Consider the following 26,392-nt stretch of genomic DNA (forward strand, 5'->3'; position numbering starts at 1 on the left):
TTTACAAAGACCACGCTCGCCGCGAGTGACCCGACCGAACCGCTCGACCGGACTGTCGGCAGTCGAATCTCCCCGAGACTGAGGTGTACGTACGATGAGCCTGATAACCGTCGCCGACATCGCTCACGACGACCTCGCACTGACGCCGACGATTCAGTCGGAGGCCGCGGGGGAAATCGATGTCGTCTCTCAGTCCGGGACCGACCCCGAAACGGGCCAGTTCTTCTTCGCCGTGAAGAACGCGAACGTCGCCGCGTTCGAAGAGGCGTTGGAGGCCGACCACACGGTCCGCGACTGGTGGCTCGTCTCCGAACGGGAGGACTCCGTCGTCTATCGCATCGGCCACACGAACGACGCGATACTGCTGTCGCCGATGGTCACGGAACTCGGCGGACTCATGCTCGACGCGTGCAGTAACGAGACGTCCGGGTGGCGGGTCCGTCTCCAGTTGTCGGACCGCGAGGCGCTGTCGGAGCTCTGGGAGTACTGCGAGGCGAACGACATCTCCTTCGACCTGAATCGGATGTTCCAGCAGGACGGCTGGATGAACGGCGAGCCGAGTAAGCTGACCGACGCACAGCGCGACGCGCTCGTGGCCGCCTACGAGCACGGCTACTTCGAGGAGCCGCGAGAGGCGGCGCTAGACGACCTCTCGGACGTGCTGGGCATCTCGCCGACGGCGGTCAGCGGGCGTATCAGGAGGGGGACCTCGGAGCTGGTCGAATCGATTCTCGTCGAGGAGTGACCGCCAAAAGGGGTACGGGAGTCAGACCGCGAGCACGTGGTCGTCCCGCGGTTCGTAGATTTCGCCGCTCATCCGCAGGTCGCGGACGGCGTCGAGCGTGTCGCCGATGGCGACGCCGGCGTCCGCGAGCGCCGCGGCGAGTCGGCCGAGTTCGACCCCGTCGGGGTGGTTCTCGCCGAGTTCGACGAGGGCCTGTTTCACGTCGTCGGTCTCGACGTCGGCGTCGAACGCGACGCGCTCCCACTCGACGTCGTGGCCGGTGACGTTCGCGTGTCGCCGGTACAGTTCGACGGCGTCGTTCGGCTCTGCGACCGCGACGTGGAGGTCGCACGACGGGCAGGTGACGACCCCGGCGCGGGGCTTTTCCGCCAGTTCGGCGTCCCCGTCGTCAGGCATTGTAGGCGTCCTGCGCGAGCCGGTGGAGCTTGTGGACGGTGTGTTCGTTCGGCCCGAGCTGTGCCTGCCCGAGCGCGCCGGATTTGAGTCCCTCGTACTGTCGTTCGACGAGTTCGAAGTCCTCCTCCTGAAGCTGTCGGCTCGTCTGGACGAAGTTCTCTTCTTCGTCCGACAGGTCGGCGTCGCGGAAGTAGTAGTCCGCGATGAGCTGGAAGCGCCCCTCGTCGATGGGGTCGATGATGTACGTGCCGTAGCCGTCGGCGGTGCCGTACATGTTGACCGTGAAGTTCGGCCAGAAGTAGTAGAACTTGGCCTCGTGTTCGGGGTGGATGCGCATCTCGTCGTCGACGTCCTCTCTGTGCTTGTAGTGGAGCACCCAGTGGTAGTCGTTGACTTCGAGTTCGGACTCCATGAGTTCGAGCCCCCGCACCCAGTCTTGGTGGTTCGCCTGACAGTGGTCGCACTCCGAGTAGTTCCCGCTGAACGTCTTCCAGTTGCACTCGACCTCGGAGACGTAGCGCCGGGCGTGTTCGTACTCGCCGAGCGGCAGGTCTTCGAGTTCCGTCTTCATCGACCCGGCCTGCTCGGCAAGCGAGAGGCTCGGTTCGTCCTCGAAGTTGACGAACACGAGCGGCCCGATGGCGTCGGTGTTGACTTCCATGAGGCCGTTTTCCTCGGGGTCGAGTTCGCTGACGGCGTCGTCGTCGAGGTCGGGGTTCAGACTCGCCTCCTCGAAGCTCTTCGGAGTGCTCTGGAGCGACCCGTCGAGTTCGTACGCCCAGAGGTGGTACGGGCAGGTGATTCGACTGAGGCTTCCGGGGTCGGTCATCGGCGTCTCGTCGAGCATCTTCGACCCGCGGTGGGCACAGACGTTGTAGAACGCCCGCACGTCGCCGTCGCCGTCGCGGGTGACGATAATCTGCTTGTCCCCGATGGTCCGCGTGAAGTAGTCGCCCGCGTCCGGGATGTGGGTCTCGTGACCCGCGTAGACCCAGTACTGACCGAACACTTTCTCCTTTTCCATCTCGTGGACTTCGGGGTCCGTGAAGTACTTCGCCGGTAACGCGTTCGTTTCCGCGGTGATGTCGGCACTTACCGCACCGATTTCGTCACGACCGTTGTTCCACCGTGTCATGGGAGGAAGAAACACACATCCGAGGAAAAGGATTCGTCGGAAATAGTGGACCCGTATAAGTGGCAGTGGATAGTCGGCCGCGAGGACGACAGCCGCCCGTGACCGCCGCTGTCGGCCGAACGGGAGCCGTCTCCCTGAAAAAGGGGCTCCGTGATACAGGTCAAGAGTGAAGGGGGGACGTTCCGAACCGCCGGACACCATGAGTGTCCGTGACAACCGATACGACGTCGCCGTCGTCGGGGTCGGCGGGATGGGAAGCGCGACCGCGTACCACCTCGCCGACCGCGGCCTCGACGTCGTCGGTCTCGAACGCTACGACATCCCTCACTCGCAGGGGTCGTCCCACGGTATCACGCGCATCATCCGTCGCGCGTACTACGAACACCCCTCGTACGTCCCGCTCATCGAGCGGGCGTACGACCTCTGGGACGACCTCGCCGACGAGACCGGCCGCGAGGTCATCCACCGAACCGGCTCTATCGACGCCGGCCCGGAGGACAACGACGTGTTCGCCGGCTCGAAACGCTCCTGTGAGGAACACGACATCCCCCACGAGGTGCTGACCGGGGCGGAGGTCAACGGGCGGTTCCCCGGCTACGAACTCCCCGAGGACTACCGCGCGGTCTACCAGGAAGACGGCGGGTTCGTCGTCCCCGAGCAGGCCATCATCGCCCACACCGAGGCCGCACAGGCCCGGGGTGCCGAGATTCGCGCGCGCGAGCGGGTCGAAGACTGGGCGGAGACGAACGACGGCGGCGTGCGCGTCCGCACCGACCGGGGCGTGTACGTCGCGGACGCGCTCGTGCTCGCCGCGGGCGCGTGGAACTACAAGCTCGCCGACGCGCTGGACGGCCTCGCGGTCCCCGAGCGACAGGCGCTCGCGTGGTTCCAGCCCGAGTCGCCGGCGACGTTCGCGCCCGAGGAGTTCCCCGTCTGGAACCTCAGCGTCCCCGAGGGGCGGTTCTACGGGTTCCCGGTCCACGACGTGCCGGGGTTCAAACTCGGCAAGTACCACCACCGCGACGAGGAGGTCGACCCCGACGACTTCGACCGCGAGCCGAACCGCGCCGACGAGGCGATACTCCGGGACGTCACGGAGAAGTACTTCCCGGAGGCCGCGGGGCCGACGATGTCGCTTTCGACGTGTATGTTCACGAACTCGCCGGACGAGCATTTCATCCTCGACACGCTCCCCGACCACCCGCAAGTCGCCGTGGGTGCCGGCTTCTCGGGACACGGCTTCAAGTTCGCAAGCGTCATCGGCGAAATCCTCGCCGACCTCGCCGTCGACGGCGACAGCGACCTGCCGCTCGACATGTTCTCGCTCGACCGGTTCGAGTGACGACGGGCGGTCGAGCTTGTCGCTCGTCAACTGATTCGGCGATTTAACCTTCGTAACTTTTCTTCATTTGCGTATAAATGCCACTATTATCGAAGACCACTCGTTAAGATGTGTAATCCCAATGGGTTGGTTGAATCGTGAGGGGTGTGGACTCGTGTCACGGGACGGGTGGCCGCGTCGAAGTCGACATCGGCCGTCCTCGGCGGTGACGACGGGTGGCCCCGAAGCGGGGACAACGACATGAACGTACACGAACTGCAGTGGCGGTCATCCACGGAGGGTGTATCGTATGGCGAATAGCAACGACTCGGCCGACCAATCGACGAGCGACCTACAGGCGGACGTGTTCTACCCCGAGACGGAGCGCGAACCCGGCGACGGGAACATCCAGCGGTGGGGGTTCGACATCCATCCCGTCGTCTTCCCGGTCGCGCTCTTGATAATCGGCGTCTTCGTCGCGGCGACGCTCGTTCTCGGCGAGCAGGCGGCGAGCGTCTACTCGGCCGTCAGGGGCTTTTTCGAGGGCAACTTCGGGTGGTTCTATCTCCTGTCGGTGAACCTCTTTATCGTCGTCTTGGCGTACTTCGCGCTGAGTAAGTTCGGCGAGATAACCCTCGGCGGCGTCGAGGCCGAAACGGAGTTCAGCGACTTCTCGTGGATGGCGATGCTGTTCAGCGCGGGCATGGGCATCGGGCTCATGTTCTACAGCGTCTCGGAGCCGCTGTACTACTTCACTAACGTCCCCGGCTTCTTCGACGCCGAGGCCGGGACCGGTGGCGCGGGCATCGCCGCGATGACGCAGACGTTCTTCCACTGGGGGTTCCACCCGTGGGCCATCTACGGCCTCGTCGGACTGGGGCTCGCGTTCTTCTCGTTCAACAGGGGGCTCCCGCTCACGTTCCGGTCGATTTTCTGGCCGCTCCTCGGCGAGCGAATCTACGGCTGGCCGGGCCACCTCATCGACCTCGTGTCGGTGTTCGCGACGCTGTTCGGCCTCGCCACGTCGCTCGGCCTCGGCGTCGCACAGATAAACACGGGCCTGTCGTACATCCTCGGCGAGAGCATGCTCGGTCTCGTGAGCGTTCCGAACAACACCGGGATGCAAATCGCGCTCATCGCCGCGATTACCCTCATCGCCACCGCCTCCGTCGCGGCCGGCCTCGAAGACGGTATCCGGCGTCTGAGCACGGTGAACGTCAGTTTGATGTTCCTCCTGTTGGCGTTCGTGCTCGTCGCCGGCTCGACGATGAGCATCTTCGGCGCGTGGGTGCAGGGCCTCGGGAACTACTTCAGCGACTTCCTCTCGCTCGCGTTCTTCACCGGGACGCTCGGCGACGGCGCGTCCACGGTCAACGGCTGGACGGTGTTCTACTGGGCGTGGTGGATCGCCTGGTCGCCGTTCGTCGGTATGTTCGTCGCGCGCATCTCGAAGGGGCGGACGGTCCGCGAGTTCGTCCTCGGCGTGTTCGTCCTTCCGTCGCTGTTCTCGACGCTCTGGCTCTCGGCGTTCGGCGGGAGCGCGCTGTTCAACTCGCTTCAGGGTAACGGCGCGGTCCTCGCCACCTACGGCGAGGCCGGACAGACGGTGGCGATGTTCGCGCTTCTCCAACAGTTCCCGTTCAGCGCCGTCTCGGGACTGCTCGCCGTGACGCTCGTGGTGACGTTCTTCGTGACCTCCTCCGATTCGGGGTCGCTCGTCGTCGACCACCTCACGTCGGGCGGCAAGCACAACGTGCCGCGGACTCAACGCATCTTCTGGGCGGTCACCGAGGGCCTCGTCGCGTCGCTTCTCCTCTACGGCGGCGGCCTCGGCGCGCTCCAGACGGCGGCCATCGCCACGGGGTTCCCGTTCGCCGTCGTCCTCGTCGTCATGTGCTACACGGTGTATCTCGGTCTCGACAAGGAGTACGAACTCCTGCAGTCCGAGGAGTTCGCCGAGCGAATCGAGGACTTGGCGGACGAGGACATCGACATCGACGTCGGTCGCTCTCGGACGTCGGTCGTGACGAACGTCCGGGAGAACCCCGGCGCGTCGGACGATTGACGACCGAATCACCGAACGATGACTCGACGCTCTCGATGAACGCGCTCGCTGTCGGTTCGGCGGCGTTCGCGGTCTCTCTTTTCGTCGTTGCGCTGTTTGCGATGACCGTCGGTGAGCTACGGGGCGCGGGGCTCGCGTTCCTGAGCGCCAGCCTCGTCATCTACCTCAGAGAGAAGTACCTCGTCGGCGACTGACGCGCGCCGGCGAACGCGACTCGTCGTCACGCGATTCTCACCGGCGCACAATTCTCGCTGGCGCACCATTCTCACCGGCGCACAACTCTTGCCGAGACCGGCGTTCGTCCGCGACGAGACCCGGCTCTCGTCACCCCCCGGTACGTATACACCTCAGATAGTGGACCCGGAGAGATATCCGGGGGCCGCAGTCACTACTGTTTGGTACATGAACACATGGTCTACGTTTCCCGAACGCGCCGGAACGGTCGTCGTCGGGGCCGGCTGTGTCGGCTGTAGCGCGGCGTATCACCTCGCCGAGTCGGGCCGCGAAGACGTCGTCGTCCTCGACCGCGGACCGCTGTTCGAGACGGGGGGTTCGACGTCTCACGCTCCCGGACTCGTGTTCCAGACGGCCGGGAACAAGCTGATGACGGAGATGGCGTCGTACACGCGCGACCTCTACGACGGGTTCGGCGACTTCCGGACGTGCGGCGGCATCGAAGTCGCCTACTCCGAAGCGCGCTGGGACTTCCTCAAGCGCAAGCGCGAGTGGGGACAGTCCTACGGCATCGACGAGGGCGAACTCCTCACGCCCGAGGAGGTCGAAGCGCGCGTCCCGCAGATAAACCCCGACGTCATCTACGGCGGGTACTACGTCCCCTCGGACGGGAAGGCTGACGCCGTCAGCGCCGCCGAGTCGATGGCGGAGGAGGCGCGCGAGGCCGGCGTCGAGTTCTACGGCCACACCGAGGTCACGGACATCGACGTCACCGACGGCAGTATCGACGCCGTCGACACCGAACACGGCCGCATCGAGGCCGACGAGGTGCTCGTCGCCACGAACATCTGGGGGCCGCTGTTCGGCGAGATGGTCGGCACGGACATCCCGCTCGTTCCCTGCGCGCACCAGTATCTCGTCTCCGACGAACTGGACGAACTCGACGGCGCAGAGCGCGAAATCGAACAGCCGCTCCTCCGGCATCAGGACCACTCGCTGTACTACCGCCAGCACGGCGAGCGCTACGGTATCGGCTCGTACAACCACGAGTCGCTTCTCGTCGACCCGGCGGACATCTACGGTCCCGACAAGCTCGACGACCTCGGACTCGAATACCCGTCGCTCCGGGAGTTCACGGAGGAGCACTTCTACGAGAACACCCACCCGGACCACGACCGGTCGGCGTTCGACGCCGCGAGCGAACTCGTCCCCGGCTTCGAGGACTGCGAGTGGACCTCCGCCATCAACGGGATGTTCTCGTTCACGCCCGACGGCATGCCCATCCTCGGACCGGACGAGGACACCGAGGGACTCTGGTGGGCGCTCGCCATTTGGGTCACGCAGTCCGGCGGCGCGGGCGACATCGTCGCCAGCTGGATGGAAGACGGGACGCCGCGGCTCGACGGCTCCCGCGTCAACGCTTCCGGCGCGCACGTCTCTCGGTTCCAGTCGCACACGGGCAGTCGAGAGTACACCTACGGGCGCGGCGCACAGCAGTACCGCGAGGTGTACCAGCTCATCCACCCGCGCGAGCAACCGAGCGGACAGCGCGCCCTCCGCCGGAGCCCGTTTTACGACCGGCAGGCCGACCTCGGTGCGGAGTTCTACGACAGCGACGGCTGGGAGGTCCCGCAGTGGTACGAGTCCAACGAGACGCTCCTCGAAACGTACGACGTGCCGGACCGCCCCGACTGGCTCTCGCAGAACTGGTCGAAGGTCCAGGGCGCGGAACACCAGCATCTCCGCGAGAAGGTCGGCATGGTCGACATGACGACGTTCACGCCCATCGAAGTGACGGGGCCGGGCGCGCTTGAGTTCCTGCAAGGGCTCCTGACGAACGATATGGACGTCACGCCGGGCCGGATGCGCTACTCCGCGATGCTCAACGAGGACGGCGGCGTGCTCGCCGACCTGACCGTCGCCCGCCTCGGCGACGACCGGTTCGTGCTGTTCACCGGCGGCGGAAGCTCGGCGACGCTCCACTCGCGGTGGGTCACGGAGCACGCGCCCGACGACGGCTCCGTCGACGTGACCGCACACGTCTCCAGTCGGACCGGTATCGGCGTCTTCGGACCCGACTCCCGGAAGGTGCTTTCCGACCTCGTCGAGGCCGACCTCTCGAACGACGAGTTCCCGTTCTACTCCGCACAGGAGACCTACCTCGGAAGCATCCCCGTGACGATGCTTCGACTCTCGTACGCCGGCGAACTCGGCTGGGAAATCTACGCCCCGACCGAGTACGGAAGCCAGCTCTGGGACGCGATTCGAGAGGCCGGCGAGGAGTACGACATCGCGCCGGTCGGCTGGGCCGCGCTCGACTCGACGAGCATGGAGAAGGGATTCCGACTCTGGGGGACGGACCTCACGCCCGAGCACAATCCGTACGAGGCCGGCATCGGCTTCGCGGTCGACCTCGACACCGACTTCGTCGGGAAGGCGGCGCTGGTGGAGGACAAGGAGGGCGACGGTCCGAGCGACCGAATCGTCCCGATAACGCTCGACGAGGAGGAGACCGTCGTCGACGCGGGCCATCCGGTGGTCGCCGACGGCGACGTCGTCGGCTACTGCTGTCGGGCGGACTACGGCTACACCATCGACGCCGGAATCGCGTACGCGTACCTCCCCGAGCAGTACGCCAGTTCGGGGCAGGACATCGAAATCCGGTACGAGGGCGACGCCCACCCCGCGACGGTCCGGTCCGGGCCGCTTTTCGACCCCGACCGAGACAAGATGATTCGGTGACTGCCGGATTTCGACGCGTCACCGCCTCCGTCTCCGCCTCTGCCTCCGCCTCAGTTTATCGGCGGTGTCGAACCGCAGTCGCTGATAGTCTGCCGAGACCGTGCTGAACTCGGCAGATCTGTTGGGAATCAGGACTGTCTGAAGAATAACTGCCCTACCGCTGTCACTCGTCTTCGACGGCCTTCAGGTCGAGCCGCGGGGCAAACGACTCGTACGTCTCGTCGCTCGACACGATAGTGTCGCCATCGGACTCGACGAGATGGAGCGCGTCGAAGGGCGTGAACCCGTGGTCTTCCACGTAGGTCGCGGCCGTGAGAACCGTGTCCACGTCCCCGCGCACTTCCAACAGCGCGGCGACGTTCGCGACGACCCGCTCCGTGTCCCGCTCTTCTCGATACGCGACCATGAGGAGTTCGATGAGCGTGAACTGCGACGTCCACAGCTCGTCTCGGTGGTTTCGGTAGACCGCCTCTGCGGCGTCGCCGAGCCAGTCCTCGTCCTTGATGAGCGCCAGCAGGAAGTCCGTCTCGGCGTACATTCAGCGCCCGGCCTCGTCTATCGCCGCGTTCCGGGCTCCGTGGCGGAGTTCTTCGGCCGTCTTCTCGACGTCCGCGAACTCGGTGCGGAGCGCATCGAGCGGGTCGTCCTCGATTGGTATCAGCTTGATACCGTCGTGCAGTTGGACGATGCGGTAGTGTTCGCCGTACCGCTCTCTGACCTCTTTGGGGAGCGTGAGGCGTCCGCGACCGTCCAGCGTCGCTTCGGACATACGTTCTACTATGATGGGTAGAAACAAGAGTTTTCCCCATATCTCGATTCACGACCCACTCGGATAGAACCCTCCCGCTCCCGAACGCTCCCGCTGTCGGTGTCACTCGGCTTCTGTCCGGCGCTCCGAGTTTTGACGGAGGCAGATTATCCGAATTATTCGGTGTCCTCGTCGTCGACGCCGCGCTGTTCGAGGACGCGTTCGACGATTTCTTCGGGGTGTTCGGTCGCCACGGCGAGCGCGGCGTTGTGGAGTTCGCTCTTCGTGACGCCCTTGAGTCCGTGGTCGCGGGTCAGTTCGCGCTCCACGTCGTAGGTGATGATGTCGTCGAACTCGTCGGCGACCGCTTCGAGCACGTACAGCGCTTTGTGGACGGTCTCGTCGAACTCGAAGGCGGGGCGCTCGCGGGGGTCGAGCGGCTCTGTGGACGCCGATTCCGACGCTGACTCGGCTTCCGATTCGACCGCGTCGTCGGGCTCGGCGTCTTCGGGTTCCGGTTCGGGTTCCGGCGCTGGCTCGGAGGCGGCCTCCCCGCTTCCCATCGCGGCGTCGAGGTCGCCGAAGGGGTCTTCGCTCATCGGGCCACCTCGCCTGCTTCGACGATTTGGGCGAGTTCGTCGTAGCACGCCAACTGGTCGCAGGTGCTGTCGTAGTCCCGCAGGGGCATGTGCTCGCGAATCGACGCGTCGATGGCCGACCGGTGCCGAATCCCCGGCTTCGGCAGGTCGCCGTCCCACTCGCCGTCGTCGATGGCCTCGAACACGTCCGGGTCGGTGTACGCGAAGTTCGGGAGCTTCGAGGCGATGTTCGGCTTCGAGACGAGCGCCTCCACGAGGCGTCTCGTCGGGCGGTCGTGGTCGATTCGGTCCCGGAGGTCGGTCGGCACGACCGCGAGGATTTCGAGGTCGAAGTGTTCGCGCGCGGGCGTGATGAGTCGTTTGACGGTCTTTTCGAGTCCCGAGAGCGCCCCCGACTCGGGGCGCATCGGCAAGACGAGGTTCTGCGTGGCGTACAGCGCGTTGTCGTTGAGCTTCCCGCGCGCCGCGGGGCAGTCCACGACGACGTAGTCGTAGTCGTCGCCGAGGAGCGGATCGATGACGCGCTGTTTGAGGCGCGCCGACCCCATCATCACGCCGCCGAGGTCGGACTCGACCTGTTCGATGCGGTCGTTCGACGGGAGGAGGTCGATTTCGAAGTCGGTCTCCAAGATGAGCTCACGCGGCTCCAACTCGGCGTCGTCGAGGAGCACGTCGCCGAGGTGCGCTTCCGAGTAGAACTCCTCGCCGAACCCGAGGCCCGTCGTGGTGTGTCCGTTCGGGTCGAGGTCCACGAGCAGGACGTCGCTTCCCCGGTGTGCGAGTTCGCGGGCGAGGTTGATGGAGGTCGTCGACTTGCCGATACCGCCTTTGAGGAGACAGACGCTGACTGCACGTGACATGATGGGGATATCCGTGCTAGCGAGATTCTCGGCACAGTTGAAATAATTATGGTTACCTCCGCTCTTTGGGAAACCCACCTATTCTAAATAATTCGAGCAATCCAAATAATCTACAGTCGGCGAGCTGTGTCGACTCGGTTCGCTCTCGCCCGACTGGCGGCCCGAATTGTCGCCGGCAGTAGCTATTTGGGGCCGTTGTGTGCAGGTAAATTCGTGACAGATTGGTTGCCCGACCGGGGTCTGCGCACCCCCGAACTCTCGTCGCAGACGGTGACGCTCGCGGCCGCCGCCGCCCTGCTCCTCGCGGTCGTCGGCCTCCACCCCGTCTCCGTTCTTCCGGTTCGGTCGCAGTACGCGCTTTCGGTTTTCGTCGTCGCGCTCCTGCTTTGGCTGACGAAGCCGGTTCCGTACGCGATTTCGAGTCTGGCCTGCGTCTCGCTGTTGTACGCCCTCGGCGTCGTGGACTCCTTCGAGGCCGCGGTCAGCGGCTTCACCTCCTCGCTCGTGTACTTCCTCCTCGTGTTGTTACTCCTCGGCAACGCGGTCCGGTCGGTGGGGCTGGACACCCGGTTAGCGAACCGACTGCTGTCCCCGGACAGCACGCCTCGCGGGACGTTTCGCTCCATCGCGCGGAACGTCCTCGTGCTGGCGCTGTTCATGCCGTCGGCGATGGCCCGTGCGGTCGCGTTCATCCCCATCGTCGAGGAGGTGACGGCGGAGTTCGACCTCCCGGCGGGAAGCGGGTTCGAGCGCGCGACGTACCTCCTCTTGGGCCACGTCAACCCCATCGCGTCGATGGCGCTCATGACCGGCGGCGGGATGGCGCTCGTCACCTCGGGCATCCTCGCGACGAGCGTTCGACCGCTCTCGTGGGTCGAGTGGGCGGTCTTGATGGTCCCGCCGACGGTGGCGCTCTACGCGCTGGCCGCCGCGGCCGCCGGTCTCCTCAACGCCGTCGATGGCGACTCGACCATCGACTCCGGAGGGTCGGAAATCGCGGACTCGTCCCCCGCCGGGAGCGGTGAGTTGACCCGCGAGCAGGGACTCGTCGCGGCGGTGATGGCTGGGACCGTCCTCGCGTGGGTCGTCGGGTCGTTCGTCGGGCTTCCCGAGATTCTCCCGGCGGTCGCCGCGGTCACCGTCCTCGCGCTTCCGGGCGTCGACGTCATCGACGCCGACGACGTCAAGGGACTCAGTTGGGGCGTCCTCTTTCTCATCGGCGCGACGCTGTCGATTCTGGACGCGCTCGAAGCGACCCGAACCATCGCGCTCGTCGTCGACCTCCTCGCGCGGTTCGTCCCGTTCGAGGCGTTCAGCCACTGGCAACTCGTCGGACTGCTCCTCGGGTTCGCGGTCGCCGTTCGCGTGCTCTTTTCGACCGGGTCGGCCGCCATCGTGGTGATTCTCCCCATCGTGCTCCGGTTCGCGGAGACGTTCGGCGTGACGCGGCTCTACCTCGGACTCGCGGTCCTCCTCGTTGTCGGGTCGACGACGATTCTCCCGTTCAACACGACCGCCGTCCTCGTCTCGCTGGACCGCGGCCCGCTGACGAACCGGGACGTGACGCTGTTCGGACTCGTGACGATGGGCCTGTCGCTCGTCGTCGTGACCCTCTCGTGGCTCTTCTACTGGCCGCTCGTCGCCTGAACCGGCGACCGGTCTCTCGTCCCGTCCCGTCCCGTCCCGTCCCATCCGGGCGACCTCGGCTTTCGGTGTCGCCGCCCGTTGCGACAACCACCGGGCTATTTGTAGGTGAACGGTATCTGCCCGGTACGGGTGAGTTCGCATCTTACGGGTTGAGTTCACGACGGCCCCGACCGGCGTCATGTCGAAGATAGACCGCCGTCTGCGAGACGCCCGGAGCATCGAGTTGGACAACGCGTTTTACGTCGAAGACGGGACGTGGATCGAGTCGCTCACCATCGCCTCGAACGGCCCCTTCGACGTGGAGTCCCTTCTCGCCGATATCTCGGGCGTGACCGTCTTCTACGACGAGGAGATTCCGACCGCCTCGACCGACGTGCAGATACGCCGAGTGACGATTCTCGCCAACGAGTCGTACCCGTTCATCCTCGGACTGGTGCTCAGACAGGAGACGATTCCGAACCGCATCGTGCTCCAAGACGGCGTCTTCGAGGTCGTCGCCACCGCGCAGGACTGGGACCACTTCAGGGAACTCGCCGACGAGATTCAAGAGACGCTCGGGGAGTTCGAACTCCGCTCGGTCACGCAGGACGAAGCCCCCGGCGAACCGCTCGACAGCGGCCGGTTAAAGGAGGTGTTAATCTCCAAACTGACCGACGACCAACTCGCGGTCCTGGAGACGGCGTTCAATCACGGCTACTTCCACATCCCGCGGGAGACGTCGGAGACCGAACTCGCCGACGAACTGGGCATCGCCCAGTCCACGCTGAGCGAACGACTCCGGACCGCGGAGCGAAATCTGCTCGAACTCATCTACGGCCCGCGACAGGAGTAGCAGTACACCCGCTGGAGAATGTTGCCGCTTTTCGACGACCGAGTATATAAAGAACGATAGATATCGGGCCGTATCGGGAACAGCACCATGGAAGATACTCCATAACAAGCGGTCGCAATGTCGGAGAAAAATCGTGATAGTTCGGGTGTCGAACGTGGAACTGGCCTTACGCGACGCGACTACGTGGCGGCGACGGCGACCGCCCTCGGCGTGACCGGACTCGCGGGGTGTTCCGGTGGCGGCGGCAACGGGAGCGGCGGGAGCGACGGCGGGTCGAGTCTCACTCCCGACGTTCCGTCCGGGACCCCGGAGACGGTCGAGACGAAGTACTGGCGCGAGTGGGAGACCATCGACGCCGACGAACCGCCGCTCGACTACAGCGCGACCGCGGGTGCGGTGTTGGACCCCGTCCCGCTCGAATTTTCGAGCGAGGACGACCCGTGGATGCGGGAACACGCGCTCATGGTCCAACGCGGGCTGGACGCGCTCGGTATCGAGACGCAACTCAACGACCGACCGCTGAACCAACTGTACGCCCAGAGCTGGGAGACGAAGGGGCTCGAAGCCATCCTCTCGATGAGCACCCACGGCCCGGACCCGCAACGCGGGCTGGACCCGAACCCGCTTTTGATGCGGCGGAGCGAGACGAGTCTCTCGAACTACGACAACTACTACCACCCCGACCTGCAGGAGGTGCTGACCGAACAGAGTCGGACGACCGACCGAACCGAGCGCGAGGAGCTCGTCGCCGAGGCCCAGCGCATCTTCAGCGAGGACGTGGGCGCGCTCATCACGCTGTTCCCCGACGTCATCACCGCGGTCAACACGGAGCGCTGGAGCGGCTACGTCCAGACGCCGGGTAACGGGCCGACGAAGGACTCGTTCGTCTGGTCGGAGGTGAACCTCCAACCCCAGACCGACGACCGCACCTACATCAAGGGCGTGACGACCTCGATGAACTCGCTGAACCTCCCGTGGGCCGCCGGGGGCGCGGAGGCGAAGCGACTGACGTTCATCTACGACGGCCTCTTCGACGCCACGCCGGACCTCGAAGTCGTCCCCGCGCTGGCGACCGGCGGCGGGTTCGTCGACGACACCACCGTCGAACTCACCCTCCGCGAGGGCGTCGAGTGGCACGACGGCGAGCCGTTCACCGCCGAGGACGTGAAGTTCACCGTCGAACTGTACAAGGAACACTCCTCGACCAGCCAGACGCCGTTCTACGAGCCGATCGAGTCGGTCGAGGTGCTCGGCGACCACGAGGTCCGGTTCAATCTGACCGGCCCCGACGCGGCGTTCATGACACAGCGCGTCGTTCGCAGTGTCATCATCCCCAAACACAAGTGGGAGGACGTGGAGAACCCGTCCCAACACAACCCCGAGTCGCCCGTCGGCACCGGGCCGTTCGCGTACGAAAACTGGGAGCAGGGGACCCGCTTCGAAGTGTCCAAAAACGAGGGCCACTGGATGTTCGACGACGACTGGCGGGCCGACGTGCTCGGCGATCAGGCCACGACCGGCGAGGGCGTCGACCGCGTCATCTGGATCAACGTCGGCAACATCGACTCGATGATCGGCTCGCTACAGGGCGGCGAAATCGACGCTATCGGGACGACGCTCTCGAACTCGCAGGCCGACCGCGCCGCGAGCACCGCCGGCGTCGAGAAGATGACCTCGGGCAACTTCGCGCCGCTCGACACGAAGCTGATGTTCTCCTGTCCGCTCGTTCGCGACAAGGAGTTCCGCGTCGCCCTCGCGAAGTCGGTCGACACCGAGAGCTTCGCCGCCGACGTGTTACAGGACCGCGCGACCGTCCCGAGCGGGGAGAACCCGATTTCGGACCTCACGCCGTGGCACACGTCGGACACGACTAACTACGAGTTCGATATCGACGGGGCGAAATCGAGCCTCGAACGGGCCGGCTACACGTGGGACGACGACGGGAATCTCCGGTTCCCCAACGGGGACGCGTGGGCCGCCTTCGTCGAGCGCATCCAGCCCGGGAACATGCACCAACGCCGCGACGAACTCGGACAGGCGGACTTCTCATAAGGTGACGAACATGTCGAACACTACCCACTCGCGCCGTCGGGGGGCCCGACCATGAGCGAGTTCCAGCGCTTCCTCGCGAAGCGGCTCGCCATCTCTATCGGGCTCACTCTCGTGGCCGTCTCGGTCATCTTCGTCGTCCTGCGGTTGCTTCCCGGGAGCCCGTTCGAGTCGCTCGTCACCGCGGGCAACCTGAGCCAACAGCAAATCGCCGAGATTCGGGCGATGTACGGCCTCGACCAGCCGATGTGGCGGCAGTACCTCAGCTACCTCCAGAGCATCCTGCTGTTCCAGTTCGGCTACTCCATCCTGCGGAGCCAGCCCGTCTGGGGTGTGTTGGCCCCGCGGCTCGTCAACACGCTCATCCTGCTCGTCCCCGCGTTAGTGACGACGGCGGTTCTGAGCTCCCTGCTCGGGATGTACGTCGGTTGGAACCGCGGGAGCAAACTGGAGAAGCTCAGCATCATCGCCACGACGTTCCTCCGGTCGACGCCGGTGTTCATCACGGGCATCCTGTTCGTCATCGTCTTCGCGTACAACCTCGAACTGGTGCCCGCCTTCGGGATGCGCTCTATCAGCGCCTCGCCGGAGGGCTACGTCGAGACGTTCGCCTCGCTCGACTTCCTGCACCACTACGTCCTGCCGTTTACCGTGTCGGTGCTGTACTACAGCGGCGACTTCCTGCTGTTGGCGCGCAACGGCGTCGTCGAAAAGCGGGGCTCGGAGTTCCTCAAGCTCCACCGCGCCAAGGGGCTCTCCGAGATGCAACAGCTCGCGCGGGCGGGTCGGAACTCCATGCTTCCGATTCTGACCTACTTCGCGCTCCGTCTCGGGATGATATTCCAGGGGCTCATCCTGCTCGAAGTCGTCTTCGGCTGGCCCGGCATCGGCCGCGAACTCGTGCTCGCCATCCAACAGCAGGACTACCCGCTGGTGCAGGCGGCCGTGTTCATCATGGCGCTCGCGGTCATCGTGGCGAACCTCGTCGCCGACGTGCTGTACGCCTACTTCGACCCGACCGTCTCGACCAGCGGAGGTGGTGCCGCGTGAGCACCGAGACGAAGCCCGAGGCCGAACTGAAAAAGCGCGTCGAGGGTGTCGCGGAGACGCTCCGCGACCAGTTCACGTTCCTGCGGCGCGACCGCCTCGCGTTCGCCGGCGTCGTCATCGTCGCCGCGTTCGTCTTCCTCGGCCTCCTCGGGCCCGCGCTCGCTCCGCACGACCCGATAGAGTACACCGTCCGCGACGACGCCGGGTCGATGCTACGGCTGTCCGAACCGACCGGTGCGGCCCCGTTCGGGACGACCGCGTACGGGAAAGACGTCCTGAGTCAGTTCCTCGCCGGCGCGCAACCGACGTTCATCGTCGGCCTGTTCGGCGGCATCGGGACCGGCGCGCTCGGCTTTCTCGTGGGGCTCGTCAGCGGCTACTACGGCGGCTGGGTCGACGAGGTCCTCATGCGCCTCACGGACCTCACGTTCTCCCTGCCGTTCACGCCGATGGCGCTGTTGCTCCTGACGTTCGTGACGCCGAGCGTCTGGCTCATGACGGGCATCATCGTCGCGTTCCTCTGGAAGATGCCCGCGCGCGTCGTCCGCTCCGAGGTCCTCTCCGTCAGGGAGCGCACCTTCGTGAAGTCGGCGCGCGCGAGCGGCGCGAGCGACCTGCGGACGATGCTCTACCACGTCGCGCCGAACGTGCTCCCCATCGGCTTTCTCTACACGGCCTACGGCATCGCGTGGGCCATCGCCGCGCAGGCCAGCCTGGCGTTCCTCGGGTTCGGCGACCCGACCGTCACGAGCTGGGGCCGGATGCTCCGACAGGTGTTCGAATCGGGCAACATGCGCGTCGCCTGGTGGTGGGTGCTCCCGCCCGCGCTCGGCATCGCGGCCATCACCACCTCGGTGTTCCTCATCGGCCGCGCCTACGAAGAAGTCATCAACCCGGAAATCCAGACCGAACAATGAGCCTCCTCGACATCACAGACCTCACGGTCACCTACTCGACCGACAGCGGAACCGTCCACGCCGTCAACGACGTGTCGTTCAGCATCGACGAGGGCGTCAACTACGGCCTCGCCGGCGAGTCCGGCTCGGGGAAATCGACGCTGGCCGAGGCGGTTCTCGGTCTCCTCCCGGGCAACGGCTCCGTCGAATCCGGTAGCATCGAATTCAACGGCCGCGACCTGACGGCCCTCAGCGAGCGCGAGCGCCGCGACGTGCTCTGGGAGGACATCGCGTACATCCCCCAGAGCGCGATGGACTCGCTCGACCCGGTGATGTCCACCGGCGCGCAGATTCGGCAGGCGATTCAGACCCATCGGAACGTCACCGACGACAAGGCCCGCGCGCGGGTCCGAGAGCTGTTCGAAATCGTCGGGCTCGACCCCGACCGCATCGACGACTACCCCCACGAGTTCTCCGGGGGGATGCGCCAGCGCGTGACCATCGCCATGGCGCTCGCGCTCGAACCCGACCTCATCATCGCCGACGAGCCGACCACGGGGCTCGACGTCATCGTCCAGGACAAGATTATCGACAAGATTCTGGAGATACAGGACCGGATGGACAGCTCGTTGCTTCTCATCACCCACGAAATCGGCGTCATCGCCGAGACGTGCGACGAGCTTTCGATACTCTACGGCGGGAAAGCCATGGAGCAGGGAAGCGTCGACAACGTCCTCGTGAACCCCACGAACCCGTACACGATGGGGCTGAAGAACTCCTTCCCCGAGATAGAGGAGGGCGACCAGGACCCCGTCTCGATTCCGGGGTCGCCGCCGAACCTGAGCGAGGCACCCAGCGCCTGCGTCTTCAAGGACCGGTGTCCGTTCGCGACCGAGGAATGCGAGGCGTCCCATCCGGACCTCGTCGACCTGCCGAACCGCAACCACCGCTCGGCGTGCCACCACGTCACCAAAGCCGCCCAGATGCGGCGCGACGCCACCGACCCGGAGACGTGGGGCATCCCCGACAGCCACGACGAATCGGGCCGCGGCGAGGTGCTCCTCGAAACCGACGGCCTCGAGAAGTACTACGAGCAGAGCCAGCCGCTCTTGGAGAAACTCAGGGGCAACGACCCGAACTACGTCCGCGCCGTCGACGGCGTCTCCCTGCGCGTCAGGCGGTCCGAAATCCTCGGCATCGCCGGGGAGTCGGGCTGTGGGAAGTCGACGCTCGGCGAGACCATCGCGCTCCTCAAACAGCCGACCGGCGGCGAGTTCGTCTTCGACGGCGAGCCCTACGAGCACTACGCGGACGGGAACATGCGCGAGTTCCGCCGGAAAGTCCAGATAATCTTCCAAGACCCCTTCGACTCGCTCAACCCGAGACAGACGGTGCGGCAGTTGGTCGGCGAACCGCTGACCATCCACGACTACCGGACCGAGGAGGGCGAACGGGCCGTCGTCGAGACGCTGGAGAAAGTCGGGCTCACGCCCGCCCGGAAGTTCCTCGACCAGTACCCACACCAGCTCTCGGGGGGCCAACGCCAGCGCGTCGCGGTGGCGAAGGCGCTCGTTCTCGACCCCGACTTCCTCATCTGCGACGAGCCGGCGTCGATGCTCGACGTGTCGCTGAAGGTGAACCTGCTGAACCTCCTGCGAGAGCTCGCGGACACCGAGGACATCGGCATCGTCTACATCTCTCACGACCTCGCCAGTCTGGTGCAGGTGTCGGACCGCCTCGCGATTATGTACCTCGGGCGGGTCATCGAGGAGGGCGACGTCGAGTCCATCGCGGCCGAGCCGAAACACCCGTACACGACTTCGCTCCTCGCGGCCGCCCCCGAGAAGGACCCGACGGTCGACCGCGACCGCGTCCTGCTCGACGGTGAACCTCCGGACCCGGTGAATCTCCCGTCCGGGTGCGTCTTCGCCCCCCGGTGTCCGAAAGCCGAAGACGAGTGCCGGGAGAGCGAACCCGGACTCGACACCGTCCGTGACGGCGAGCACCGCGCGGCGTGTTACTTCCCGGACGGCGAAACTCCCGGCGCGGACGGCCTCGCCGACGACCGCTCGGACTCTACGTACGGAGACCCCGAGTTCTCGTCGCCGGCCAGCGGCGATTCGGCCAGCGACTGACGCCGCCCTTCGACTCTCCTCGCTTCGTCTCTTCGGCGACCTCCCGGTAGCGCCGCGTCCCGATTCGGATTCGAGGTTCGACTCGACGCATTAGTATTGTCTGAAATAGTAACTTCTACTGAGTAAAATCCTCGAACAGTTTTTGAATTATTGGGTTGATCTCCTATATATGCTCTTATTGCAAGCTTTCAAACTCGGGAAACTGCTATTAATTCGTAGAATATGGGGGATATCTGCTTTCTACTCTCTAAGAATGGGTTCAAATGCGTATTATGTGGCGTAGACGTTGGTTACTGGTTGAATCGACGTCTTCGCCTGTCCACAGTATTGCTTTAAATTTGATTTACTACTGCGGGTTGAACTGCTCTCGTCCGAACCTCCCCTTACGCCAACTCCGAGATATCGAACACCGGCTTGCACGTCCCGCCCTCGATGAACGTCTCGAAGGCCTCGTCGGCCTCGAACAGCGAAAACCGGGTGTCGACGAACGTCTCGCAGTCCACGTCGCCGTCGCGAATCAGCCGGAACGAGCGCTCGAAGTCCTCGTACATCGAGGCGTACGAACACTGCAGGTCGATTTCGGCCCGGACGAGCGGGGAGTACGGCATCGTAGTCTCGCCGGTCTGGCCGACGAGGACGATTTGGCCGCCCTTGCGGACCTCGTCGACGGCCGTCGTGAGCCCCGAGGGGTGGCCGGTCGTGTCGAACACCACGTCGTAGCCGACGCCGCCGGTGTGGCGCTCGCGGCGTGCCTCGGTGTCGTCGTCGGCGACGTTGACCGTCTCGAAGCCGAGTTCCTCCGCGAGCGGGAGCCGGTAGTCGGCGTCCTGTCCCACGCCGGAGACGACGACGGTGCCGCCCTGCGCGGCCGCGATTTGGGCCGTGAGCAGGCCGATGGGGCCGGGCCCCTCGACCAGCACGCGGTCGCCCGCGCCGACCCGGGAGTTCTCGATGACGGCGCGCGCGGCGATACTCGTCGGCTCCGCGACAGCGGCGTGCCGCTGTTCCACGTCGTCGGGAATCGGGTGGAGGGCGCGCTCCGGGACGGCGATGAACCGCTCGTAAGCGCCGTCGTGGTCCACGCCGGTGATGACCGCGTCCTGGCAGACGTTCTCCTCGCCGATGCGACACTGGTAACACTCGCCGCAACCCCGAATCGGGCGCTCGACCACGCGGTCGCCGACGCCGAACTCGGTCACGCCGTCGCCGACTTCGACCACCCGACCGGCGTACTCGTGGCCGATGACCGTCGGAAGCTCCATCCGCTCGAAGGCGGATTCGAACTCGTAGATTCCCGCGTCGCTCCCGCAGAGACCGGCGTAGTCGACCTCCACCAGCACCTCTCCCGCGCCCGGCTCCGGTTTCGGTCGCTCGACGAACTCCATAGCGCCGGAGCTACGCTCCACTTTGGCAAGTCCTCGCATGACAGCACATGTGAGACGGGCCCGTAAAAACGTACTGCATGCGGCACTTCCATCGCGCGTTCCGCAACTATCATGTCGGTACCGTGTGGACTCCAACCATGGTCGCATACGAGCACACGCCAGTCTCCGTCAGTGACAAGCGCGTCGTCGTCGTCGGCGGGACGAGCGGTATCGGACAGGCAATCGCCCTCGGATTCGCCAGCGAGGGCGCGGACGTCCTCGCAACCAGCCGACGCGAGTCGGCGGTCGACGAGACGGCCGACGCAATCGAGGAACTGGGAGCGAACGCGGTTCGGGTGACCTGCGACGTGACCGACCCGGCCTCGCTCGAACGCGTCCGCGAGCGCGCCGTCGAGGAGTTCGGCGGCGTCGACGTGGTCGTCGCCTCGCAGGGCGCGATTTCGCGCGAGTCGGTCCTCGGCATCGACGACGACGCGTGGAACCACGTCACCGACATCGCGCTCGGGGGCGTCCGGCGCGTGACGCAGGAGTTGGCACCGGCCGTCGCCGACGGCGGGTCGATTATCAACATCTCCTCTTTGGCCGCGCGGCTCTCGATGGCGAACCTCCCCGCCTACTCGGCGGCGAAGGGCGGCGTCGAGGCGTTCACCCGCGCGTCCGCGAAGGAACTCGCGCCCGAGATACGCGTCAACGCCATCGCTCCGGGCTTCGTCATCACGCCGCAGAACGCCGACACCTACGCCGAGGGGACCGAAAAGCGCGAGCGAATCGACGAGCGAACGCCGCTCGGCCGGGTCGCGGAGCGAGAGGAAATCGTCGGCGCGGCGGTCTTCCTCGCGAGCGACGCCGCCTCGTTCGTGACGGGCGAGGTCGTCACCGTCGACGGAGGGTTCGCGGACAGCGCGTTCTAACCCGGCACCACCGAGCGACGATTCTGTAATAGGGAACGAAACTCCGGGGACCGAACTCTCGACCACCTGTCTCCGTTCTTCGTCCCGAGAACTCGGCAGTCTCGCCCCTATCACTCGGTGTTGGCCATTCTGAATTACAAGCGTACGCGTGTAATACAGCGTCGAATCGCCACGAATCGAGCGAGCCGTCGCCGTGCTCGTCCTTCGATATCTGCCCGACTCCGTTCTGTAATAGAAAATACAATCGGTTGATAAACGTCTGGACTCGGCTGTTCCCGAACGTCGCCGGAGGGGCGTCAAAGCTGTCGAACTGTCTTCTACTTGGCGGGTCGATATCGACGAACCCGTGCGTCCGTTCTCGTTGAAATACGCTGAATCCACCGCATCCCCGTCGCTCGTTCGATTCGACTCGCCGACTCGAAGTGTTCTGTTACTCAGAATGTCTATGTCGTCCTCCAGCACGGTGGTTCCGTGTTACGTCGACGGTACCGTCCACGCCCCGTCCGTGCCGCGCCTGCGATCCGGCACCGCTGTCTCGCGACCGTCGGGGTTCGTTCGCCGGTCGACGGCTGACTTCCCCCGCTCGGCGGTTTGAGGTCGACCCCGCCGCAGTCTCGCGGTTTTGTGTCTCACCCCGCGGCACCCCGTTCGGGTCGGGACGTACTTTTATAACAATCGATGGTAATGAGAATACTGAATGCATTACCACCAGCTTGAGGTGTCGGGAGAGCGCCGCCTCACGGTGAGGCACGACTCCACGACCTACGACCTGACGAGCGCCGACGCGGACCTTCGGACCTTCGGCGACTTGGCTCGGGTGGCCAGTATCGCCCGGACTTCTATCGACCGACTCGCGTCGGAGCTGACTGAGGACGCCGACGTGGTCGACGACGCCCTCGTCGACCAGCACGCGACCGTCCCCGTCGACGCCGAGGAGGTCTGGGCCGCCGGCGTCACCTACCAAATCAGCGAGCAGGCCCGCGAGGAGGAGAGTTCGATGCCGGACATGTATTTCGACGTCTACGACGCCGACCGGCCGGAAATCTTCTTCAAGGCCACGCCCTCGCGGACCGTCGAACCGGGCGACGCCATCGGTGTCAGAGACGACTCCGAGTGGGACGTGCCCGAGCCCGAACTCGGTATCGTCCTCCGTCGCGGCGAAATCGTCGGCTACACCGTCGGCAACGACGTGAGCAGTCGGTCGATAGAGGGCGAAAACCCGCTGTACCTCCCGCAGGCGAAAGTGTACGACCGCTGTTGTTCTATCGGCCCGTGCGTGGTCACGCCCGAAGACGTCGATGACCCCCACGAGTTAGAGATGCGCATGACCATCGAACGCGACGGCGAGGTCGTCTACGACGACGCCACGAACACCAGCGAGATGGTTCGCAGTTGCGACGAACTCGTGTCGTACTTCACGCGCCATAACACAGTGCCCGAACTGGCGGTCATCCTCACGGGCACCTCGCTCGTGCCCGACCACCCGTTCGACCTTCAAGCGGGCGACCGCGTCGACATCACCATCGAGGGAATCGGCACCCTCTCGAACTCCGTCACCACCGTATGAGTTCCACACCCACCGACGTCGTCGAAGACTTCACGCGCCGCGACTGGCAGGGTGACGACGTGGCGGGCACCGTCAGGGTCGCCATGATCGGCCTCGGCTGGTGGACCCGCGACGAGGCGATTCCCGCCGTCGAGGCGTCCGAGTTCTGCGAGACCACGGTCGTCGTCAGCAGTTCGAAGGAGAAAGCCGAGGGCGCGACGGCGTTGGCCGACTCGATAACCCACGGGCTCACCTACGACGAGTTCCACGAGGGGGTCGCCGCCGACGCCTACGACGCGGTGTACGTCGTCACGCCGAACGGGTTACATCTCCCGTACGTCGAGACCGCGGCCGAGTTGGGGAAGGCGGTTCTCTGCGAGAAACCGCTGGAGGCGTCGGTCGAGCGGGCCGAGAAGCTCGTCGCCGCCTGCGACCGCGCCGACGTGCCCCTGATGGTCGCCTATCGGATGCAGACCGAGCCGGCCGTCCGGCGCGCCCGCGAACTCGTCGAAGCCGGCGTCATCGGTGACCCGGTGTTCGTCCACGGCCACATGTCCCAGCGCCTGCTCGACGAGGTCGTCCCCGACCCCGACCAGTGGCGGCTCGATCCCGAACTCTCCGGCGGCGCGACCGTCATGGACATCGGACTCTACCCGCTGAACACCGCGCGGTTCGTCCTCGACGCCGACCCCGTCCGCGTCAGGGCGACCGCCCGCGTCGACGACGAGGCGTTCGCGGCCGTCGGCGACGAGCACGTCAGTTTCGGCGTCGATTTCGACGACGGCACGCTCGCGGTCTGCACCGCCAGCCAGTCGGCCTACCAGTCGAGCCACCTCCGGGTGACCGGCACCGAGGGCGAACTCGAAATCGAGCCCGCGTTCTACAACCGCCAGAAGCGGGGCTTCCGGCTGTCGTGGGGAGACCAGTCCGCCGACTACGACTTCGAGCAGGTGAATCAGATGACAGAGGAGTTCGACTACTTCGCGTCCCGGCTCCTGACGGGGACCGACCCCGCGCCCGACGGCCAGCACGCGCTCGTGGACATGCGCGCGATGGACGCGATTTACGCCGCGGCGGAGCGCGGCACCGACGTCGCTGTTGACGTCGACGCCGGCACCGACGCCGACGCCGACGGGACGTAGGAACCGATTCGGCGCACCGTCGCCCGCAGTTTTATTTGCCGGGTCGCCGCAGTTCCCCGTATGAAGTTCGGTATCCTCAGTACGGCAGGCATCGGCGTCAAATCGGTCATCCCCGCGGTGCAGGCGAGCGAGCACACGGCGGCCGCCATCGCGTCCCGCGACGAGGCGCGGGCGAGCGCGGTCGCCGACGAGCTCGGCATCCCCACCGCCTACGGCAGTTACGAGGCGCTTTTGGCCGACGACTCTCTCGACGCGGTCTACATCCCGCTCCCCAACGGCCTCCACGCCGACTGGGCTCGGGCGGCCGCCGACCGCGGTCTCCACGTGCTCTGTGAGAAGCCGCTGACCGCCAGCGCCGACGAGACCGCCGCCCTCTTCGACTACTGCGAGGACGCGGGCGTCACGCTGATGGAGGCGTTCATGTACCGCTTCCACCCGCGGACGGAGCGGGCCGCTGAACTCGTCGCGTCGGAGCTCGGCGAGGTCGTCTCGGTCACGTCGCACTTCTCGTTCCGCCTGCCCGACGGGGCCGAGGACATCCGCATCGACCCCGACCTCGCCGGCGGGAGCGTCATGGACGTGGGCTGTTACGCCGTCAGCGCGGCGCGGCTCTTCCTCGGGACGCCCGACCGGGTGTACGCGACCACGACCGACACGCGCGACTGCGGCGTCGACACGCGGATGTCGGGCGTCTTGGAGTACGACTCCGGCGCGACCGCCCGCGTCGAATCGTCGTTCGACACGCCCGAGACGCAGTACTACCGCGTCCAGACCACCGACGGCTGGCTGGAGGCGACGCCCGCGTTCAACGTCGGGTCGACGGCCTCGGCCGAACTCACCTACGCCACCGACGGCCGCGTCGTCACGGAGACGTTCGACCCGACCGACAGCTACCGCCGCGAGGTCGAGGCGTTCGCCCGCGCCGTCGAGACCGGCGAGACGCCGCGCGTCGACCGCGAGGAATCCGTGGCGGTCATGCGGACTATCGACGCGATTTACGAGAGCGCCGACACCGGGCGCGCGGTCGAGTTGAACTGACTGCGCGCTGAACTGGCCGCGCGCGGCCGCTGTCCGTCCCGATTCAGTACAACCGAACGTCCGAGCGGAACTCGGGCCGCCCGGTCGCCGCCACGTCGAGGCGGAACAGCGCGCCCGCATCGTCGTCTGCTCCGCCGTCCCCGTCCTCGTCGCCGCCGGCGGTCGTCACGTAGAGCGAATCGAGGTCAGGCCCGCCGAAGGCGACGCTCGTCACTTTCTCCGTCGGCACGTCGAACCGGTCGAGTTCGGTTCCGTCGGCGTCGTACTTGACCACGCGGCCCCCCTCCCAGCGGGCCGACCAGATGTGACCCGCCGAATCGACCGTCATCCCGTCCGGCAGTCCCGGCGTCTCCGGCGATTCGACGAACCGCTCGCGGTCCGAGACGGCTCCCGTCTTCTCCTCGTAGGCGTACCGATAGATGGTGTGCGCCTCGGTCTCCGTGAAGTAGAACCGCTCGCGGTCGCGGGTGAACCCCATCCCGTTCGGGATTCCGACGCCGGTCTCGACCGTCGTCACCGTCCCGTCCGTGTCGAGGCGGAACAGCCGCCCGCCCGCGGATTCGGCGGGCATCGTCCCGCAGAACACCCGCCCGGCGGGGTCGGCGATGACGTCGTTGAACCGGGTCGGCGAGTCGACGATTTCGGTCACTCCTGTGAGTTCGCCGTCGACGACGCGCCCGACGCGGCCGCGGTCCATGAACGCCAGGAGCGACCCGTCGCGCTGAATCGTCACCCCGGCGATGACCGACGTTTCGACCGGACAGTCGTGCGCCCCCGTCTCGGGGTCGTAGCGATGGAGTCGCCCGGATTCGATGTCTACCCAGTACAGCCGCTTTTCGTCGGGGTGCCAGACCGGCCCCTCGCCGAGTCGGCACGACGTGTCGACCACTCTCGTGACGGTCATGGGCGTCCGTTCGGAACCGACCGCAAAATACGCTTCCCTCGATTGTTGGCAGTACCGTCGCGCCCGCGGCCG

Annotated in this window: 23 protein-coding genes; 15 read left to right on the forward strand and 8 right to left on the reverse strand. The window is 65.8% G+C overall.

From position 1 onward, the window contains the following. The first annotated feature begins 94 nt into the window (after positions 1-94). Entirely contained in the window at positions 95-745 is a 651-nt protein-coding gene (locus tag C438_RS06120; protein WP_004968450.1) for a helix-turn-helix domain-containing protein, read from the forward strand. Between the two features lie 21 nt (positions 746-766). Here the strand turns inward: C438_RS06120 and C438_RS06125 are convergent, their stop codons facing one another. After that, the gene (locus tag C438_RS06125; protein WP_004968451.1) at positions 767-1,141 is read right to left on the reverse strand and encodes a hypothetical protein; all 375 of its coding nucleotides are present in this window, start codon (positions 1,139-1,141) and stop codon (positions 767-769) included. Next, the gene (locus tag C438_RS06130; RefSeq protein WP_004968452.1) at positions 1,134-2,276 is read right to left on the reverse strand and encodes an aromatic ring-hydroxylating oxygenase subunit alpha; all 1,143 of its coding nucleotides are present in this window, start codon (positions 2,274-2,276) and stop codon (positions 1,134-1,136) included. The genes C438_RS06125 and C438_RS06130 overlap by 8 nt, the downstream gene beginning before the upstream one ends. A gap of 199 nt (positions 2,277-2,475) precedes the next feature. Here C438_RS06130 and solA point away from each other — a divergent pair, with 199 nt between their 5' ends. The 4 genes from solA to C438_RS06145 all read left to right on the forward strand — a co-directional run bounded on the left by solA (position 2,476) and on the right by C438_RS06145 (position 8,578). Next, the gene (gene solA / locus C438_RS06135; protein ID WP_004968453.1) at positions 2,476-3,618 is read left to right on the forward strand and encodes an N-methyl-L-tryptophan oxidase; all 1,143 of its coding nucleotides are present in this window, start codon (positions 2,476-2,478) and stop codon (positions 3,616-3,618) included. Positions 3,619-3,907: 289 nt separating this feature from the next. Further along, a complete protein-coding gene (locus tag C438_RS06140; RefSeq protein ID WP_004968454.1) occupies positions 3,908-5,662 on the forward strand; it encodes a BCCT family transporter in 1,755 nt (584 codons plus the stop codon). Beyond that, positions 5,659-5,856 (forward strand): hypothetical protein, encoded by a 198-nt coding sequence (locus tag C438_RS19495; protein WP_007274173.1) that lies wholly within the window; start codon positions 5,659-5,661, stop codon positions 5,854-5,856. The genes C438_RS06140 and C438_RS19495 overlap by 4 nt, the downstream gene beginning before the upstream one ends. A gap of 208 nt (positions 5,857-6,064) precedes the next feature. Continuing rightward, entirely contained in the window at positions 6,065-8,578 is a 2,514-nt protein-coding gene (locus tag C438_RS06145) for a GcvT family protein (protein ID WP_004968456.1), read from the forward strand. A gap of 163 nt (positions 8,579-8,741) precedes the next feature. Here the strand turns inward: C438_RS06145 and C438_RS06150 are convergent, their stop codons facing one another. The 4 genes from C438_RS06150 to C438_RS06165 form a co-directional block, all read right to left on the reverse strand. Next, positions 8,742-9,116, reverse strand: coding sequence for a type II toxin-antitoxin system VapC family toxin (locus C438_RS06150; protein WP_004968457.1), 375 nt, complete (start codon positions 9,114-9,116; stop codon positions 8,742-8,744). Continuing rightward, positions 9,117-9,347 carry an AbrB/MazE/SpoVT family DNA-binding domain-containing protein gene (locus C438_RS06155; RefSeq protein WP_004968458.1) on the reverse strand — a complete coding sequence of 77 codons (231 nt, stop codon included), beginning with the start codon at positions 9,345-9,347 and terminating at the stop codon, positions 9,117-9,119. A gap of 155 nt (positions 9,348-9,502) precedes the next feature. Beyond that, the gene (locus tag C438_RS06160; protein WP_004968459.1) at positions 9,503-9,925 is read right to left on the reverse strand and encodes a hypothetical protein; all 423 of its coding nucleotides are present in this window, start codon (positions 9,923-9,925) and stop codon (positions 9,503-9,505) included. Beyond that, entirely contained in the window at positions 9,922-10,785 is an 864-nt protein-coding gene (locus C438_RS06165; protein ID WP_004968460.1) for a ParA family protein, read from the reverse strand. The genes C438_RS06160 and C438_RS06165 overlap by 4 nt, the downstream gene beginning before the upstream one ends. Positions 10,786-11,055: 270 nt before the next feature. Between C438_RS06165 and C438_RS06170 the strand changes: the two genes are divergently transcribed. The 6 genes from C438_RS06170 (at position 11,056) to C438_RS06195 (ending at position 19,394) form a co-directional block, all read left to right on the forward strand. Continuing rightward, positions 11,056-12,432 (forward strand): SLC13 family permease, encoded by a 1,377-nt coding sequence (locus C438_RS06170; protein ID WP_004968461.1) that lies wholly within the window; start codon positions 11,056-11,058, stop codon positions 12,430-12,432. 178 nt (positions 12,433-12,610) lie between these two features. Then, entirely contained in the window at positions 12,611-13,264 is a 654-nt protein-coding gene (locus tag C438_RS06175; protein ID WP_004968462.1) for a helix-turn-helix domain-containing protein, read from the forward strand. A 183-nt stretch (positions 13,265-13,447) separates the two neighbouring features. Further along, positions 13,448-15,316 (forward strand): ABC transporter substrate-binding protein, encoded by a 1,869-nt coding sequence (locus tag C438_RS06180; protein ID WP_004968463.1) that lies wholly within the window; start codon positions 13,448-13,450, stop codon positions 15,314-15,316. Positions 15,317-15,367: 51 nt separating this feature from the next. Next, positions 15,368-16,363, forward strand: coding sequence for an ABC transporter permease (locus C438_RS06185; RefSeq protein WP_004968464.1), 996 nt, complete (start codon positions 15,368-15,370; stop codon positions 16,361-16,363). After that, on the forward strand, positions 16,360-17,280 hold the full coding sequence (locus C438_RS06190; RefSeq protein WP_004968465.1) for an ABC transporter permease: 921 nt from the start codon (positions 16,360-16,362) through the stop codon (positions 17,278-17,280). Before C438_RS06185 ends, C438_RS06190 begins: the two co-directional genes overlap by 4 nt. Continuing rightward, positions 17,277-19,394 (forward strand): dipeptide ABC transporter ATP-binding protein, encoded by a 2,118-nt coding sequence (locus C438_RS06195; protein ID WP_004968466.1) that lies wholly within the window; start codon positions 17,277-17,279, stop codon positions 19,392-19,394. Before C438_RS06190 ends, C438_RS06195 begins: the two co-directional genes overlap by 4 nt. Positions 19,395-19,777: 383 nt before the next feature. On the opposite strand, the gene C438_RS06200 is transcribed toward C438_RS06195, so the two are convergent. Beyond that, complete coding sequence (locus C438_RS06200; protein ID WP_004968467.1) at positions 19,778-20,818, reverse strand: zinc-dependent alcohol dehydrogenase; 1,041 nt, start codon at positions 20,816-20,818, stop codon at positions 19,778-19,780. Between the two features lie 98 nt (positions 20,819-20,916). On the opposite strand from C438_RS06200, the gene C438_RS06205 reads away from it, so the two are divergent. The 4 genes from C438_RS06205 (at position 20,917) to C438_RS06220 (ending at position 25,416) form a co-directional block, all read left to right on the forward strand. Further along, on the forward strand, positions 20,917-21,690 hold the full coding sequence (locus C438_RS06205) for an SDR family NAD(P)-dependent oxidoreductase (RefSeq protein WP_004968468.1): 774 nt from the start codon (positions 20,917-20,919) through the stop codon (positions 21,688-21,690). A 697-nt stretch (positions 21,691-22,387) separates the two neighbouring features. Further along, positions 22,388-23,257 (forward strand): fumarylacetoacetate hydrolase family protein, encoded by an 870-nt coding sequence (locus tag C438_RS06210; RefSeq protein WP_049917790.1) that lies wholly within the window; start codon positions 22,388-22,390, stop codon positions 23,255-23,257. Next, positions 23,254-24,378, forward strand: a complete 1,125-nt coding sequence (locus C438_RS06215) for a D-xylose 1-dehydrogenase (protein WP_004968470.1) — start codon at positions 23,254-23,256, stop codon at positions 24,376-24,378. Before C438_RS06210 ends, C438_RS06215 begins: the two co-directional genes overlap by 4 nt. A 60-nt stretch (positions 24,379-24,438) precedes the next feature. Further along, the gene (locus C438_RS06220; RefSeq protein WP_004968471.1) at positions 24,439-25,416 is read left to right on the forward strand and encodes a D-xylose 1-dehydrogenase; all 978 of its coding nucleotides are present in this window, start codon (positions 24,439-24,441) and stop codon (positions 25,414-25,416) included. A 43-nt stretch (positions 25,417-25,459) separates the two neighbouring features. Here the strand turns inward: C438_RS06220 and xacC are convergent, their stop codons facing one another. Beyond that, positions 25,460-26,320 (reverse strand): pentonolactonase XacC, encoded by an 861-nt coding sequence (gene xacC / locus C438_RS06225; RefSeq protein ID WP_004968472.1) that lies wholly within the window; start codon positions 26,318-26,320, stop codon positions 25,460-25,462. Between the last annotated feature and the right edge of the window lie 72 nt (positions 26,321-26,392).

The sequence above is a fragment of the Haloferax denitrificans ATCC 35960 genome (assembly GCF_000337795.1).
Classification (GTDB): Archaea; Halobacteriota; Halobacteria; order Halobacteriales; family Haloferacaceae; genus Haloferax; species Haloferax denitrificans.